The organism is Pseudomonas sp. PIC25, from assembly GCF_002286785.1.
In the GTDB taxonomy this organism is placed as follows: Bacteria; Pseudomonadota; Gammaproteobacteria; order Pseudomonadales; family Pseudomonadaceae; genus Pseudomonas_M.
Window position 1 is genome coordinate 74,882 of the sequence record NZ_MUJY01000148.1, and the last position, 15,200, is coordinate 90,081.

11 protein-coding genes are annotated in these 15,200 nt (G+C 60.4%); 3 read left to right on the forward strand and 8 right to left on the reverse strand.

Annotation, left to right across the window (positions count from 1 at the left end; translation table 11 throughout):
* The first annotated feature begins 25 nt into the window (after positions 1–25).
* Entirely contained in the window at positions 26–1,894 is a 1,869-nt protein-coding gene (locus tag BZL41_RS18565; protein ID WP_095600667.1) for a SurA N-terminal domain-containing protein, read from the forward strand.
* A 213-nt stretch (positions 1,895–2,107) separates the two neighbouring features.
* On the opposite strand, the gene fabI is transcribed toward BZL41_RS18565, so the two are convergent.
* Genes fabI through BZL41_RS18595 form a run of 6 tightly spaced genes read right to left on the reverse strand, consistent with a single transcriptional unit; the run spans position 2,108 to position 10,312 of the window.
* Entirely contained in the window at positions 2,108–2,905 is a 798-nt protein-coding gene (fabI, locus tag BZL41_RS18570; protein ID WP_095600668.1) for an enoyl-ACP reductase FabI, read from the reverse strand.
* Between the two features lie 19 nt (positions 2,906–2,924).
* Positions 2,925–4,532: an ABC transporter ATP-binding protein gene (locus BZL41_RS18575; RefSeq protein ID WP_095600669.1), complete on the reverse strand. Its 1,608-nt coding sequence runs from the start codon at positions 4,530–4,532 to the stop codon at positions 2,925–2,927.
* 1 nt (position 4,533) lies between these two features.
* Positions 4,534–5,553: an ABC transporter permease gene (locus tag BZL41_RS18580; protein ID WP_095600670.1), complete on the reverse strand. Its 1,020-nt coding sequence runs from the start codon at positions 5,551–5,553 to the stop codon at positions 4,534–4,536.
* Position 5,554: 1 nt separating this feature from the next.
* The gene (locus BZL41_RS18585) at positions 5,555–6,628 is read right to left on the reverse strand and encodes a microcin C ABC transporter permease YejB (protein ID WP_095600671.1); all 1,074 of its coding nucleotides are present in this window, start codon (positions 6,626–6,628) and stop codon (positions 5,555–5,557) included.
* Position 6,629: 1 nt separating this feature from the next.
* Positions 6,630–8,486 (reverse strand): extracellular solute-binding protein, encoded by a 1,857-nt coding sequence (locus BZL41_RS18590; protein WP_095600672.1) that lies wholly within the window; start codon positions 8,484–8,486, stop codon positions 6,630–6,632.
* Positions 8,483–10,312 (reverse strand): extracellular solute-binding protein, encoded by a 1,830-nt coding sequence (locus BZL41_RS18595; protein WP_084333964.1) that lies wholly within the window; start codon positions 10,310–10,312, stop codon positions 8,483–8,485. Before BZL41_RS18595 ends, BZL41_RS18590 begins: the two co-directional genes overlap by 4 nt.
* A 163-nt stretch (positions 10,313–10,475) precedes the next feature.
* Between BZL41_RS18595 and BZL41_RS18600 the strand changes: the two genes are divergently transcribed.
* Positions 10,476–11,897, forward strand: coding sequence for an HDOD domain-containing protein (locus tag BZL41_RS18600; protein WP_371916552.1), 1,422 nt, complete (start codon positions 10,476–10,478; stop codon positions 11,895–11,897).
* Here BZL41_RS18600 and BZL41_RS18605 read toward each other — a convergent pair whose 3' ends face one another.
* On the reverse strand, positions 11,898–13,472 hold the full coding sequence (locus BZL41_RS18605) for a LysM peptidoglycan-binding domain-containing protein (RefSeq protein WP_095600674.1): 1,575 nt from the start codon (positions 13,470–13,472) through the stop codon (positions 11,898–11,900).
* A gap of 99 nt (positions 13,473–13,571) precedes the next feature.
* A complete protein-coding gene (gene gloB / locus BZL41_RS18610; protein WP_095600675.1) occupies positions 13,572–14,351 on the reverse strand; it encodes a hydroxyacylglutathione hydrolase in 780 nt (259 codons plus the stop codon).
* A 79-nt stretch (positions 14,352–14,430) separates the two neighbouring features.
* Between gloB and BZL41_RS18615 the strand changes: the two genes are divergently transcribed.
* Entirely contained in the window at positions 14,431–15,186 is a 756-nt protein-coding gene (locus BZL41_RS18615) for a class I SAM-dependent methyltransferase (protein WP_095600676.1), read from the forward strand.
* The last annotated feature ends 14 nt before the right edge of the window (positions 15,187–15,200 follow it).

A 15,200-nucleotide genomic window follows, 5' to 3' on the forward strand; every position in this document is an offset into this window, starting at 1 on the left:
TTCTACAGTCGATTCTGGGGGACGCATGCTGCAGAACATCAGGGACAATTCACAGGGCTGGATTGCCAAAACCATCATCGGTGTCATCGTCGTGTTGTTGGCGCTGACAGGCTTCGACGCGATTTTCAATGCCACCAGCAACCGCCAGAACGCCGCCGACGTGAATGGTGAAAAAATCACCATCAACGAGCTGAGCCAGGCGGTGGATATGCAACGCCGTCAGTTGTTGCAACAGCTCGGCAAGGATTTCGATGCCTCGCAGCTCAACGATAATCTGCTGCGGGAAGCCGCGTTGAAAGGATTGATCGAGCGCAGGTTGCTACTCCAAGGGGCCAAGGAGGCTGATTTCGCCTTCTCCCAGGCGGCTCTCGACCAGCTCATTCTGCAGACTCCGGAATTCCAGGTGGATGGCAAGTTCAGTGCCGATCGCTTCGATCAGGTTATCCGCCAAATGGGATATGGGCGCCTGCAGTTCCGCCGGATGCTCGAAGAGGAAATGCTGATCAGCCAGCTGCGGGCAGGGCTTGCGGGTAGCGGCTTTGTGACTGATGAAGAAGCCCAGGCTTTTGCCCGGCTGGAAAAACAGACGCGTGATTTCGCCATGCTCACGATCAAGGCGGATGCTGCCTCCGCCCAGGTCAGCGATGATGAGGTCAAGGCTTATTACGATGAGCATACCAGCGAATTCATGAGCCCCGAGCAAGTGGTTCTTGAGTACGTTGAACTGAAGAAGGATGCCTTCTTCGATCAGGTCGAGGCGAAGGATGCCGACCTGCAGGAGTTGTACAAAAAGGAAATCGCCAATCTGGCCGAGCAGCGTCGTGCGGCACACATTCTGGTCGAGGTAAATGACCAGATGAATGACGATCAGGCCAAGGCGAAGATTTCGGAGATCAAGAAGCGCCTGGATGCCGGTGAAGATTTCGCGGCATTGGCGAAGGAATTCTCTGATGACTCGGGTTCCGCTACCGAGGGCGGTGATCTCGGCTATGCTGGCCCTGGCGTTTACGACCCGGCATTCGAAGAAGCGCTGTATGCGCTGCAGAAGGATCAGATCTCGGAGCCGGTTCGCAGTGAGTTCGGCTGGCATTTAATCAAGCTGCTGGGTGTCCAGGCTCCGGAAGTACCGAGCTTCGATAACCTGAAGGACAAGCTGGAGCGCGAGGTCAAGGCTCAGTTGGTCGAGCAGCGTTTCGTCGAAGCGACCAAAGAGCTTGAAGACGCCGCGTTCGAAGCGTCCGATCTGGCCCAGCCGGCTCAGGAGCTTGGCCTGGAGGTCAAGACCACTGCGGCGTTCGGTCGGGAAGGGGGAGAGGGCATCGCTGCCAATCGTCAAGTATTGCAGGCGGCTTTCAGTCCGGAAGTCTTGGAAGAGGCAGCCAACAGCGGGGCAATCGAACTGGACCCAGATACGGTCGTTGTGGTTCGTGTCAAGGAACACAAGCAGCCGGAGCAGCTTCCGCTCGATCAGGTGGCTGGTACTGTTCGCAAACATCTGTTGCAGCAGCATGCCAGCGAAGCGGCTAAGCAGAAGGGCGAGGCGCTGTTGGCCGATCTGCGCGAAGGTAAGGCACCGGCCAATGAGGCGGGGCAGGAGTGGAAAGTCACCGAAGCCGCAACTCGCTCGCAGGAAGGTGTTGATCCTCAGGTGCTGCAGACCCTGTTCCGCATGCCCAAGCCGGAGTCCGGCGACAAGCCGAGCTTTGCATCGGTCACGCTGAGAAACGGCGACTATGTGCTGATTCGCTTGAACGGCGTGAGCGAGCCGGAAGGAGCGCTGTCGGATGAAGAGAAGGCCATGTATCGGCGCTTCCTCGCGTCTCGCAGTGGCCAGCAGGACTTCGCGGCCTACCGCCGCCAGTTGGAAGCCAAGGCAGATATTGAGCGTTTCTAATTGCTGTGGATGTCTAGTCCTGAAATAGGTTTACACTGCTTCGGCTAGATTTGAAGTACTCAGAACGCCCGGTGCACCGCATCGGGCGTTTTGTATTTCAGGAACAGATGCGGAGGGTTCCCCAGAGGCTCGGGGAAAGGATGTAAACCTTATTCAGGAGCACACGGCAAAAGAAAAGGCCGCAAGCGGCCTTTTCTTATCGCAGGAGCGCGATCAATCGTCTTCCAGAGTACCCATAGCGGTGGTGTTGAAGCCGCCGTCGACGTACAGGATTTCGCCGCTGATGCCCGAGGCGAGGTCGGAGCATAGGAACGCGCCAGCGTTACCGACTTCCTCGATGGTCACATTGCGGCGCAAGGGGGTCTGTTTTTCGTTCGCGGCGAGCATCTTGCGGAAGCTCTTGATGCCCGAGGCTGCCAGTGTGCGGATAGGGCCGGCGGAAACCGCGTTGACGCGAGTTCCTTCCGGGCCGAGGCTGCCGGCGAGATAGCGGACACCGGCTTCCAGGCTTGCCTTGGCCATGCCCATTACGTTGTAGTTGGGCATGGTTCGTTCGGCGCCCAGGTAGGAGAGGGTGAGCAGGCTGCCGTTGCGGCCTTTCATCATCTCGCGACCTGCCTTGGCAAGTGCCACGAAGCTGTAGGCGCTGATGTCATGTGCAATGCGGAAGCCTTCGCGGGTGGTGACAGCGGTGAAATCGCCGTCGAGTTGATCGCCCGGAGCATAGCCAACGGAGTGGACGATGATATCCAGGCCGTCCCATTTCTTGCTGAGTGCTTCGAACACGGCGGCGATTTCTTCGTCGTTGGCGACATCGCAGGGGAAGCACATTTCGGGGCTGGAGCCCCAGCCGGTGGCGAACTCTTCTACACGTCCCTTGAGCTTTTCGTTCTGGTAGGTGAAGGCCAGTTCGGCGCCTTCGCGGTGCATCGCTGCGGCGATACCGGAGGCGATGGACAGTTTGCTGGCGACGCCGACGATCAGCGCGCGCTTACCGGCGAGAAATCCCATGTACTTGTTCCTCTTCTGGTTAATCGACAGTCCCTGGGGCCATGAAGGCGGCCTCCAGCAATTGCCGTGTATAAATGTGCTGCGGCGCGGCGAAGACGGCCTCCGCCGGGCCTTGTTCCACCACCTGGCCTTGCTTCACCACCATCAACTGGTGGCTGAGCGCCCGAACCACCGCCAGGTCATGGCTGATGAACAGGTAGGTCAGGTTGTACTTGGCCTGCAACCCGCGCAGGAGCTCCACTACTTGACGCTGGACCGTGCGGTCGAGCGCCGAAGTGGGCTCGTCCAGCAGGATCAGCGCCGGTTTCAGCACCAATGCTCGGGCAATGGCGATCCGCTGCCGTTGCCCACCGGAAAACTCGTGGGGGTAGCGGTGCCGGGTTTCCGGATCCAGTCCTACCTCCAGGAGCGCGTCGATGATGGCTTGCTCCTGCTCATCCGGCGTACCGATGCGATGGATTCGTAATCCTTCGCCAACGATCTGCCCGACCGACATGCGTGGGCTCAGGCTGCCGAAGGGGTCCTGAAAGACCACCTGCATCTGCCGCCGCAAAGGACGGACCTGCCGCTGTGTCAGGCCACTCAAGGCCTGTCCCTGGAAGCGAATGGCCCCCTGACTGCTCAAAAGCCTGAGGATCGCCATTCCCAACGTGGATTTGCCGGAACCGCTTTCACCTACGATCCCCAAGGTATGTCCCTGAGGTAGGCTGAAATTGATTCCATCTACCGCCTTCACGTAGTCGACGGTATGGCGCAATACCCCCTTTTTGATCGGGAACCACACGCGCAAGTCTTCCACTTCCAGCAACGGCTCCCCGGCAACAGTGGCCGCGGGGTCGCCGCTGGGCTCCGCACCGAGCAGTTCCTGGGTATAGGAATGCTTCGGTGCGTGGAACAATTCATCACACGACGCCTGTTCGACGATCTTTCCGCGCTGCATGACACATACACGGTGTGCAATTCTCCGGACCAGGTTGAGGTCATGGGTGATCAGCAGCAGCGACATACCCAGGCGGGCCTGCAATTCCTTGAGCAATTGCAGGATTTTCAACTGGACGGTGACGTCCAGGGCTGTGGTCGGTTCGTCGGCGATCAGCAGTTCGGGTTCGTTCGCCAGCGCCATGGCGATCATGACGCGTTGGCGCTGGCCGCCAGAGAGTTCATGAGGGAAGGCTTTCAGCCGCTTGCGCGGCTCAGGGATGCCGACGAGTTCGAGCAGCTCTAGCGTTCTTGCCGTGGCGGCCTTGCCACGGAGCCCCTTGTGTAGCGCAAGCACTTCGTTGATCTGCTTTTCCACGCTGTGCAAGGGGTTGAGTGAGGTCATCGGCTCCTGGAACACCATGGCAATACGGTTGCCACGGATACCGCGCAGCTTTTTCTCGTCGAGCTTGAGCAGGTCCTGGCCGGTGTAGTGGATGTTGCCGCTGGGGTGTCGGGCCAGCGGGTAGGGCAGTAGCCGCAGAATTGAGTGGGCGGTAACCGACTTGCCGGAGCCACTTTCGCCGACCAACGCCAGGGTTTCGCCTTTGCGGATATCGAAGCTGACGCCTTCGACGACACGTTGTGCCTGATCGCCGGTCACGAATTCGACGGCGAGGTCACGTACTTCTATCAGGTTCTCGCTCATCTCACTTCCTCGGATCGAAGGCATCGCGGGCGGCTTCGCCGATGAAAACCAGCAGGCTGAGCATCAGTGCCAACACCATGAAAGCGCTGATACCCAGCCACGGTGCTTGCAGGTTGGCCTTGCCTTGGGCAACCAATTCGCCCAACGAGGGTGCACCTGGTGGCAGACCGAAACCGAGGAAGTCCAAAGCAGTGAGGGTGCCGATGGCGCCGGTCAGAATGAACGGCATGAAGGTCATGGTCGAAACCATGGCATTGGGCATGATGTGGCGGAACATGATGGCGCCGTTCTGCATACCCAAGGCACGAGCGGCTCGCACGTATTCCAGATTGCGCCCACGAAGGAATTCGGCGCGCACCACATCCACCAGACTCATCCAGGAAAACAGCAGCATGATACCGAGCAGCCACCAGAAGTTCGGCTGGACGAAGCTGGCCAGGATGATCAGCAGATAAAGCACCGGCAGGCCCGACCAGATTTCCAGGAAGCGCTGTCCCAGCAGGTCCACCCAGCCACCGTAGAAGCCTTGCAGGGCACCGGCGAAAACGCCAATGACCGAACTGAGCAAAGTCAGGACCAGGGCAAACAGCACGGATATCCGGAATCCATAAATGACCCGCGCCAGCACGTCGCGACCCTGGTCATCGGTGCCCAGCCAGTTGTCGGTAGACGGTGGAGCGGGGGCGGGAACCTTCAATTCGTAGTTGATGCTGGAGTAACTGTAGGGGATGGGCGGCCAGAGCATCCAGCCATCCTTCTGTGCTATTAGCTCCCGGATATAGGGGCTTTTGTAGTTGGCCTGCAGCGGGAATTCGCCGCCGAAGGTGGTTTCGGGATAGCGCTTGAATACCGGGAAATACCATGCGCCGTCATAGCGCACGACCAATGGCTTGTCGTTGGCGATCATTTCAGCGCCGAGGCTGAGCACGAACAGACCCAGGAAAATCCAAAGCGACCACCAGCCGCGTTTGTGCGCCTTGAATCGTTCGAAGCGGCGTCGGTTGAGAGGAGAGAGCTTCATCTCAACCCTCCCGACTTTCGAAGTCGATACGCGGATCGACCAGGGTGTAGGTGAGGTCGCCGATCAATTTCACGACAAGTCCCAGCAAGGTGAAGATGAAAAGTGTGCCGAACACGACCGGGTAATCCCGGTTGATCGCCGCTTCGAAACTCATGAGACCCAGGCCGTCGAGGGAAAAGATCACCTCGATCAGCAGCGACCCGGTGAAGAACAGCCCGATGAATGCCGAGGGGAACCCGGCGATGATGATCAGCATGGCATTACGAAAGACGTGGCCGTACAGCACGCGGTTCTTGGAGAGCCCTTTGGCACGGGCGGTAACCACGTATTGCTTGTTGATCTCATCCAGGAAGCTGTTCTTGGTCAGCAACGTCAGGGTCGCGAAGTTACCGATGACCAAGGCAGTGATCGGTAGGGCCAGGTGCCAGAAGTAATCGATGATCTTCCCGCCCAGGCTGAGTTCGTCGAAATTGTTGGAGGTCAGTCCACGGAGGGGAAACCAGTCGAAATAGCTGCCGCCGGCGAACAGAACGATCAGCAGGATGGCGAAGAGGAAAGCCGGGATGGCGTAGCCGATGATGATCGCGGAGCTGGTCCAGACGTCGAAGGCGCTGCCGTGGCGCACGGCCTTGGCGATCCCCAGGGGAATGGAGACCAGATACATGATCAAGGTACTCCACAACCCCAGCGAGATGGAGACCGGCATTTTCTCAGCAATCAAGTCGATGACCTTGGCATCGCGGAAAAAGCTTTCACCGAAGTCCAGATGGACATAGTTGGTGAGCATGATCCAGAAGCGCTCGGGAGCGGGCTTGTCGAAGCCATACATACGCTCGATTTCGGCGATCAGATCCGGATCGAGACCCTGGGCGCCCCGGTAGTTGGAGCCTGCCACGGAAACCTCGGCACCGCCCCCGGCGATACGGCTGGTGGCCCCTTCGAAGCCTTCCAGTTTGGCGATCATCTGTTCGACGGGGCCACCTGGTGCTGCCTGGATGATGAGAAAGTTGATCAGCAGAATGCCGAACAGGGTAGGGACGATGAGCAGCAGGCGACGGACAAGATAAGCCAGCATGTCATTGCTCCGCTGCCGCTGGGGCTTCTTCGGAGGTGGCAGCCGGTCCCGGTTGCGCCGATGCGCCCGGCTTGACCCACCAGGTGGTCAGGCCGATATCGTAGAGCGGCGTGACCTTCGGATGCTCGAAGCGATTCCAGTAGGCGACCCGCCAGGTCTTGATGTGCCAGTTGGGAACCACATAGTTACCCCATAGCAGCACACGGTCCAGGGCGCGGGTATGTGCGATCAGGCTTTTCCGCGAGTCCGCGTTGATCAGGCTGTCGACCAGGCTGTCGATGGCCGGGTCTTTCAGGCCAATGAAATTCCGGCTTCCCGGGTTGTCGGCACTGCTGGAATGCCAGTATTCACGCTGCTCGTTGCCCGGGGAGTTGGACTGACCGAAGCCACCCACGATCATGTCGAAGTCTCGTGAGCGTAGACGGTTGATGTACTGGGAGACATCGACCCGGCGAATCACCAGGTCGATGCCCAGATCGGACAGGTTGCGCTTGTACGGAAGCAGGATGCGCTCGAATTCGGTTTGGGCTAGCAGGAATTCGATGCTGACGGGTTGGCCTTTGCCATCCACCATGCGGTCGCCTTCGATTCGCCAGCCGGCTTCTTGCAGCAACTGGTAGGCGCGGCGTTGTTGTTCACGGATGATGCCGCTGCCGTCAGTGACCGGTACGCGGTATTCGTCGGTAAATACCTGGGGTGGGATCTGGGCGCGCAGCGGTTCGAGAATCTTCAGTTCGGCTTCGTCGGGCAGGCCGCTGGAGGCCAGCTCCGAGTTGTCGAAATAGCTGCGGGTGCGAGTGTAGGCGCCATTGAACAATTGCTTGTTGGTCCATTCGAAATCGAACAGCAATCCCAGCGCTTCGCGCACGCGACGATCCTGGAACAGCGGGCGACGAATATTGAAGATGAAACCCTGCATCCCCGTGGGGTTGCGGTTGGCGATCTCTTCCTTGATCAACTGGCCGTTCTGCACGGCGGGAACGTCATAGGCAGTCGCCCAGTTCTTCGCGCTGGTTTCCAGCCAGTAATCGAACTGGCCAGCCTTCAGAGCCTCGAGGGCGACGGTATTGTCGCGGTAATAATCGGTGACCATCGTGTCGAAGTTGTAGAATCCCCGGTTGACCGGCAGGTCCTTACCCCACCAGTCCTTGACGCGCTCGTAGCGGATCGAGCGTCCGGCCTTGACGTCCGCGATGCGGTACGGGCCGCTGCCCAGGGGAATTTCGAGATTTCCCTTCTTGAAGTTTCGCTCTGCCCACCAGTGCTTGGGCAGGACGGCCAATTGGCCGAGGATCAGCGGTAGCTCCCGGTTGCCGGGATGCTTGAAGACGAAGCGGACCTTCCGGGCATCTTCCGCGACGACTTCGGCGACATCGGCGTAATAAGCCTTGTAGAGCGGGGCGCCGTCTTTCATCAGGGTTTCGAAGGTGAACACCACGTCTTCCGCGGTGACCGGATGCCCGTCATGGAAGCGGGCCTCAGGGCGTAGGTAGAAGCGTACCCAGCTGTTATCCGGTGCTTTCTCGATCTTCTCCGCGAGCAAGCCGTACTCGGTGAACGGCTCGTCCAGGCTGTGGCGCGTCAGCGTGTCGTAGATCAGGCCGATATCGTCAGCCGACACCCCTTTGTTGATAAACGGATTCAGGCTGTCGAAACCGCCGAACCCCGCCTGGCGGAACACGCCGCCTTTTGGGGCATCGGGGTTTGCATAGTCGAAGTGCTTGTAGTTGGCCGGGTATTTCGGCGGCTCGTCATACAGGGTCAGCGCATGCTTCGGTGCCGCCTGGGCGAGGCTGGCCAGGCCCAGGAGAAGGGCGCTGCTGCCGAACAGAAAGAGGGAGCGCAGAGGGCGCGTCATTGGATGTTCTCCTTAGGCTTCAACCACCAGGCGCGCAGCCCGAGGGTGTAGGGCGGCGTCGTGACGAACGCGAAGCGGTTGCGATACGCCAGGCGGTGATAGTCCAGGTACCAGTTGGGAATGCTGTAGTGCTGCCAGAGCAAGACCCGGTCCAGCGCTCGGGTGGCGGCAACCTGCTCGTCCCGGGTGCGGGCGGCGAGCAGGCTGTCCAGCAGTGTGTCGACCACGGGATGGGCGACACCGGCGTAATTCTTGCCGCCCTTCACCTTGGCCTGGCTGGAATGGAAGTACAGCCATTGCTCCAGGCCGGGGCTCAAGGTCTGCGGCAATGTCAGCATGATCATGTCGAAATCGAAATGATCGAGGCGCTGTTTGTATTGGGCACGGTCGACCGTACGCAGGCTCACGTCGATTCCAATGCTCGCCAGGTTCTCGCTGTAGGGCTGGAGGATGCGCTCGAGGCTGGGGTTGACCAGCAGGATTTCGAACCGGAAAGGTTGTCCCTTGCTATTCAGCAGCCGCTCCCCGGAGGGTTTCCAGCCGGCTTCGGCCAATAGGCCCAGGGCTCGGCGGAGCGTTTCGCGTGGGATGCCGCGCCCGTCGGTTTCCGGCACGCTGAACGGCTCGTTGAACAGTCGTGCGGGCAACTGCTTGCGGTATGGGGACAGCAATAGCCATTCCTGGCCTTCCGGTTTGCCGAACGCAGAGAACTCGCTATTGGGGTAATAGCTCTTGGCGCGTACGTAGGCGTTATTGAACAGTGTACGGTTGGTCCATTCGAAGTCGAACATCAAGCCCATGGCCTCGCGTACCTTGCGGTCCGCGAAAACGCTTCGACGGGTGTTCATGAACAACGCCTGGGTCTGGGTGGGGATTTTATGGGGAATCTCTGCGCGGATCACATCGCCGCGGGCCACGGCGGGAAAGCGGTAGCCATTCGCCCAGTTCTTCGCCTGGTGCTCGATATAGAAATCGAATTCCCCGGCCTTGAATGCTTCGAAGGCCACGTTGCTGTCGCGGTAGAACTCCACCTCGACGCGGTCGAAGTTGTACTTGCCGCGGTTGACCGGCAGTTTCTCGCCCCACCAGTCTTTCACGTGTTCGAACACCAGTTGGCGCCCTGGCAGTACCTGGGTGATCCGATAGGGCCCGCTGCCCAGCGGCGGTTCGAAGGTGGTGCTCTTGAAGTCGCGGTCTTTCCAATAGTGTTGCGGCAGGACCGGCAATTCGCCGAGCCGTAGGATCAGGAGCGGGTTGCCGGCGCGCTTGAGTACGAAGCGAATGCGGTGCCGGCCGAGAATATCGACACGTTTGACTTCCTGCAGGTAGGTCCGGTATTGCGGATGGCCATCCTTGATCAGCAGACGATAGGAAAAGGCCACGTCGTAAGCGGTAATGGGGTGTCCGTCATGGAAGCGGGCTTCCTCGCGCAGGTTGAACACCACCCAACTGCGATCTTCGCTGTATTCGACGGAGCGGGCGATAAGCCCGTAGCTGGAAGCCGGCTCATCGCCGGAAGGGTCGTATTGCCCGGTGCCCACCATCAGTGGTTCGTTCAGTTCGGTGACGCCATACTGCAGGAAGTTCGCCGTGGAAACGGGGCTGGTACCCTTGAATGTATAGGGATTGAGCGTGTCGAAGGTACCGAAGGCCATGACTCGCAACGTACCGCCCTTGGGCGCCTCCGGATTGACCCAGTCGAAGTGGGTGAAGCTGGCGGGATATTTGAGGGCGCCGAATTGGGCGTAACCGTGGCTTTCGATGATGGCCGCACAGAGGGGAAAGCTCGGGGCCAGACTTAGGAACAACAGGAGGATATGACGCATCAGGCGGAAAATCCGGTCCATGGCGGCTTTTGGGCTTCTGGGCGGTACAGTAACAGCTTGTATCCGACGTAAAAAGAGCGCTTCCCCCTTCGGGGTGTGCCATCATTTCGCTACACTGCGCTAAAACAAGTAGAGGCTCATATTGGAAGAACGCTGCCATGGTTTGCAGTCATGGATCGATCGCCTGAACCAAGCTGAGTTACCGGCCCTTGCCGCTGTCGTGCAGGACTTGCATCGTCTGGCCGGGGAAGAAAAAGCCTCGGTGCAACAGTTGGCCGATGTGCTGTTACGTGATGCCTCCCTGACCTCCAAGGTCCTGCGCGTTGCCAACAGCGCCTATTACAACCCCTCGCAGGAGCCTATCCGTACCATCTCCCGGGCCATCGTCCTGATCGGTTTCGACAATGTGCGTCTGATTGGTCTTTCCGTCAGTCTGATCGACGGACTGCTGACGCGAGCCCCGCGCGAACAATTGCAGGAGCTGCTGGCCCGATCCTTCCATGCGGCGGTCCAGGCACGGAATATCGCCGGTTATGTGCTTTCCAGGCATGAGGAGGAGGTGTTCATCGCCGCCTTGCTCTACAACCTCGGTGAGTTGGCGTTCTGGGGCTGCGGTGGTGTACAGGCCGACGAGCTGGATACCGCCTTGGCCCAGCCGGGTGTGATCGCCGAGGAAGCGGTGCGCGCCGTGCTCGGTACCAGCTTCCGGCAATTGACCCTGGGTCTGGTGAAAAGCTGGAATCTGAGCGAAATCGCCAGCCTGGCACAGGGGATCAGTCAGAACGATCCGGCGGTGCAAGCGGTGACCCTCGGTATTCGGATCAGCGAGGCCGCTTTGGACGGCTGGGATTCGCCGGCCATCGAAAAGCTGGTCGAGCAACTGGCCCGCTTCACCGGCGTGACGCCGGAGGATGCGATGCAGCAGGTGCTGGCCAGTGCCGATGAGGCCGTCAAGGTCGCCGTGACCTTCGGTGCCGGCAAGCTGTGCAACCTCATCCCAAATACCGATCCGGAGCAAATCCGGCTGCAGCAGGAGCAGCGTCGGGCGCGTTTACTGCAACCTAATCTCCTATCGATGCAGCAGGCATTGCAGGACCTCGGCCTGATGGTTTCTGCCCGGGGAGATATCGGTCTGATCCTCGATACGCTGTTCAAGGGACTGCACCAGGGGGCCGGACTGGAGCGGGTCATGCTCGCGGTGCTGGCGGATGGGCAGACCCGCTTCCGGGTCAAGCGCGTGGCGGGCGAGGGGACCCAGAGTTGGCTGAGCGATTTCGTCCTGCCTGCCGAGCAGCCGGAGCAGCCGCATATCTTCAGTTATGTCCTACGTCACAAGGAGGCGATCTGGATGGGGGTTCCGGCAAGCTACAACCTGAGCGAGCTGGTGACCGGGCCGATGCGGCAGTGGCTCGGGCAGGGCATGTTCTTCATCGCGCCGTTGATGGCGGGTGCTCGCGAGATCGGCGTGCTGTATGCCGACAACCGGTTGTCCGGGCGGGCGTTGAAGCATGAGCAGTTCGTTGCCTTCCAGCGTTTCACTCAGTTGACCGGACGGTGCCTGGAGGCTCTCAGCAAGGGACGCTGATCAGCGGGGGAGGTAGAGCGTAAGCGTTTGCCCAGGGGTGAGGGCGTGACCGCTACGGGGATTCCAGCGCTGAAGATTCTGCAGGTCCACCTTGAAGCGCTTGGCGATCAGGTAAAGCGAGTCACCTTTCTGCACGCGGTAATAGGTTACCGACTGGCGATCGTTCCGCGCGGCGACGGTGACGGGGGCGGCGCTGCTTTGCAGGGTGAGCACCTGGCCGGTCTTCAGGCTGTTGCCGGAGAGTCGGTTCCAACGCTTCAGGTCCTCGACCTTGACGTTGTGCGCCTTGGCAATCTGCCAGAGATTGTCACCACTCTTCACCCGGTAACTGCGCAGTACCTTGGGCTGCTCGACGGTGGAGGCCAGCCGCTCCTGGAACAACGGCTGCGAGGGTTTGAGACCCGGCTGGACCGGGATGCTCAGGGTTTGCCCGATACGCAGATCGTTACCTTTGAGCTGGTTGATCTCCTTGAGCGTATTTACCGTCAGGTGGTAGCGGTTGGCGATGGCGTGGAGGCTATCGCCGGCGCGTACGCGGTATTCCTGCCAGTCCACCAGCTCCTGCGGTTGCATCAGCGACAGGTTGGCGGCGAACAGCTCGGCTTTTTCTGTCGGCACCAGCAGGTGTTGTGGGCCGTCCATGGTGATGCGCTTCTTATAGGCGGGGTTGAGCATGTACAGCTCGTCTTCGTCGATTTCCGCCATGGCGGCGACACGCGACAGATCCAGGCGCTGCTTGACCTCCACTACCTCAAAGTACGGTTCGTTGGCGATCGGATTGAGCGTCACGCCATAGGCCTCGGGGGCCATCACTACCTGGGAAAGCGCAAGCAGCTTGGGAACGTAGTCCTGGGTTTCCTGGGGTAGCGGCAGGTTCCAGTAGTCGGTTGGCAGCCCCAGTTTCTGGTTGCGTTCGATGGCCCGGCTGACTGTGCCTTCGCCCGCGTTATAGGCGGCCAGCGCCAGCAGCCAGTCGCCGTTGAACATCTCATGCAGGCGCGAGAGGTAGTTCATCGCGGCATTGGTCGAGGCGGTGATGTCGCGGCGGCCGTCATACCAACTGGTTTGGCGCAGATTGAAATGGCGTCCGGTCGACGGGATGAACTGCCAGATGCCGACCGCATGGGCGCGGGAATAGGCCAGGGGGTTGTAGGCGCTCTCGATGACGGGCAGCAGTGCCAGTTCCAGCGGCATGTCGCGCTCTTCGAGTCGTTCCACCACGTAATGGATATAGAGGGCACCGCGTTCGCAGGCATTCTCGAGGAAGGACGGGTTACTGACGAACCACAGGCGCTGGCGCTCGATCCGCGGGTTCACATCAATCTGGTCTTGCAGCTTGAAGCCGCTGCGCATGCGCTCCCAGATATCCTGCGGAGCTTCGGGCGTCGGGGTTTCAGTCAGCCATTCCGGTTGTTGCTCGAGGCCGACGGCCCTGTCGGTGTCGCGGCCTGGCTGGTCATGCGAGGGTCCCAGGCTCTGGCAGCCCGCCAGAGCCGCGGCACATACCGCTACCAGCACCCGAGAGGATCGTGCCAATGCGTCTAGATCAAGGGTCCTGCGCGGCTTGGACGTCATTGGCTGGTTGGCTGTTCCGGGTAAAAAGATCGGGCGATTCTAGGAACGAGGCCGGGGGTGGTCAAGTTTTCGCCAGATTTCAGCCGGTTGCCCGCGCTTCTAGAAGTGATCCTTCCAACTGCGCAAGCCAGCAAAAACCGCGCTTGCGGAGCGTTGAGCGATACCGTTCCGTTCGTCGATTTTTTTTCGGACGGATGGCTGGTCACAGCGCAGGAAGGGGTTGGTTTCCCGCTCGATGGACAGGGTGGACGGCAGGCTGATTCGGCCTGCATCACGCCAGGCGCCGACTTCCGCAAGCCGTTGGGCGATGGCCGGGTTGTCCGGCTCGACGGCATGGGCGAAGCGCAGGTTGCTCAGGGTGTATTCGTGGGTGCAGTAGATCCGCGTGTCGTCCGGCAGCGCAGCCAGGCGGCTGAGCGAGTGGTACATCTGTTCTGGGGTTCCTTCGAACAATCGGCCGCACCCTGCGGCGAACAGGGTGTCGCCACAGAACAACAACGGACTCCGAGGCGATGCATGGTAATAGGCGATATGGCCCAGCGTGTGTCCCGGTACCTCCATCACATCGAACGTGAGTCCCAGCACATCAACCTTGTCGCCTTCGCCCAATGCCAGGTCCCGCTCGGGAATCCGCTCCTTGGCCGGGCCGAGTACGCGAGCACCGGTCGCCGACTTGAGCCTGGCCACGCCACCGACATGGTCGGGGTGGTGGTGAGTCACGATGATGTCGCTGAGTTGCCAGTCCGGATGGGCCGCAAGCCAGTCGAGGACCGGGCCGGCATCGCCGGGATCGACCACCGCACAGCGGCGCGTGGCAGCATTTTGCAACAACCAGAGGTAGTTGTCGGTGAAAGCGGGCAGGGCGTCGATCTGTATCATGGATGGGGCCTATCGCAGCTGAACGTAAAAAAGCGCATCTTAGGCCTGAAGACTACCCGCTGCCATGCAGGAGTTCCCTATGACTGACCAGGCTTTCGCTCAGGCCGACCCGGACTGGCTGGCGCTGATCGGCGTCGCCCGTGAATGGTTCGCCGGCCCACTCGGTCGCCAGTTGCTGGAAGAGGAGCGCCGAGTCCTGGAAGAGGAGCTGGCGCGTTTCTTCGGCGGTTACCTGGTTCACTATGGGCCGCCTGCCTCGCAATTGCCGAAGGCGCCGCAGATTCATTGCAGCGTGCGCCTGGGCGCACCGCCCGATGTGGAGATCGTTTGCGAGGAGCAATCCTGGCCGCTCGTCGAGCACGCGGCGGACCTGGTATTGCTGCAGCATGGGCTGGATTTCAGTCTGTCGCCCCATGGCTTGCTGCGTGAAGCGGCGCGGAGCGTCCGGCCCGGCGGGCATCTGCTGATCGTCGGAATCAACCCGTGGAGCGCTTGGGGTTTGCGGCACTACTTCGCTGGCGATGGGCTGCGCCAGGCGCGCTGCTTTGCCCCGGCGCGGGTCGGCGATTGGCTCAACCTGCTGGGATTCGCGCTGGAGAAACGCCGCTTCGGATGCTATCGTCCGCCGCTTGCTTCCGATGCCTGGCAGGCGCGTCTGGCGCGTCTGGAAACCTGGGGCGATACCTGGCAGCCCCCAGGAGCAGGCTTCTATTTATTAGTGGCACGCAAGCTGGTGGTCGGCCTTCGGCCGCTGCGCCAGGTCCGTCGAGAGCCGATGGGCAAGCTGGTGCCGTTGCCGGTGGCCAAGGTGAGCCGGCGCAATTCCGAGCCGTAAGAGAACAAGCTCCG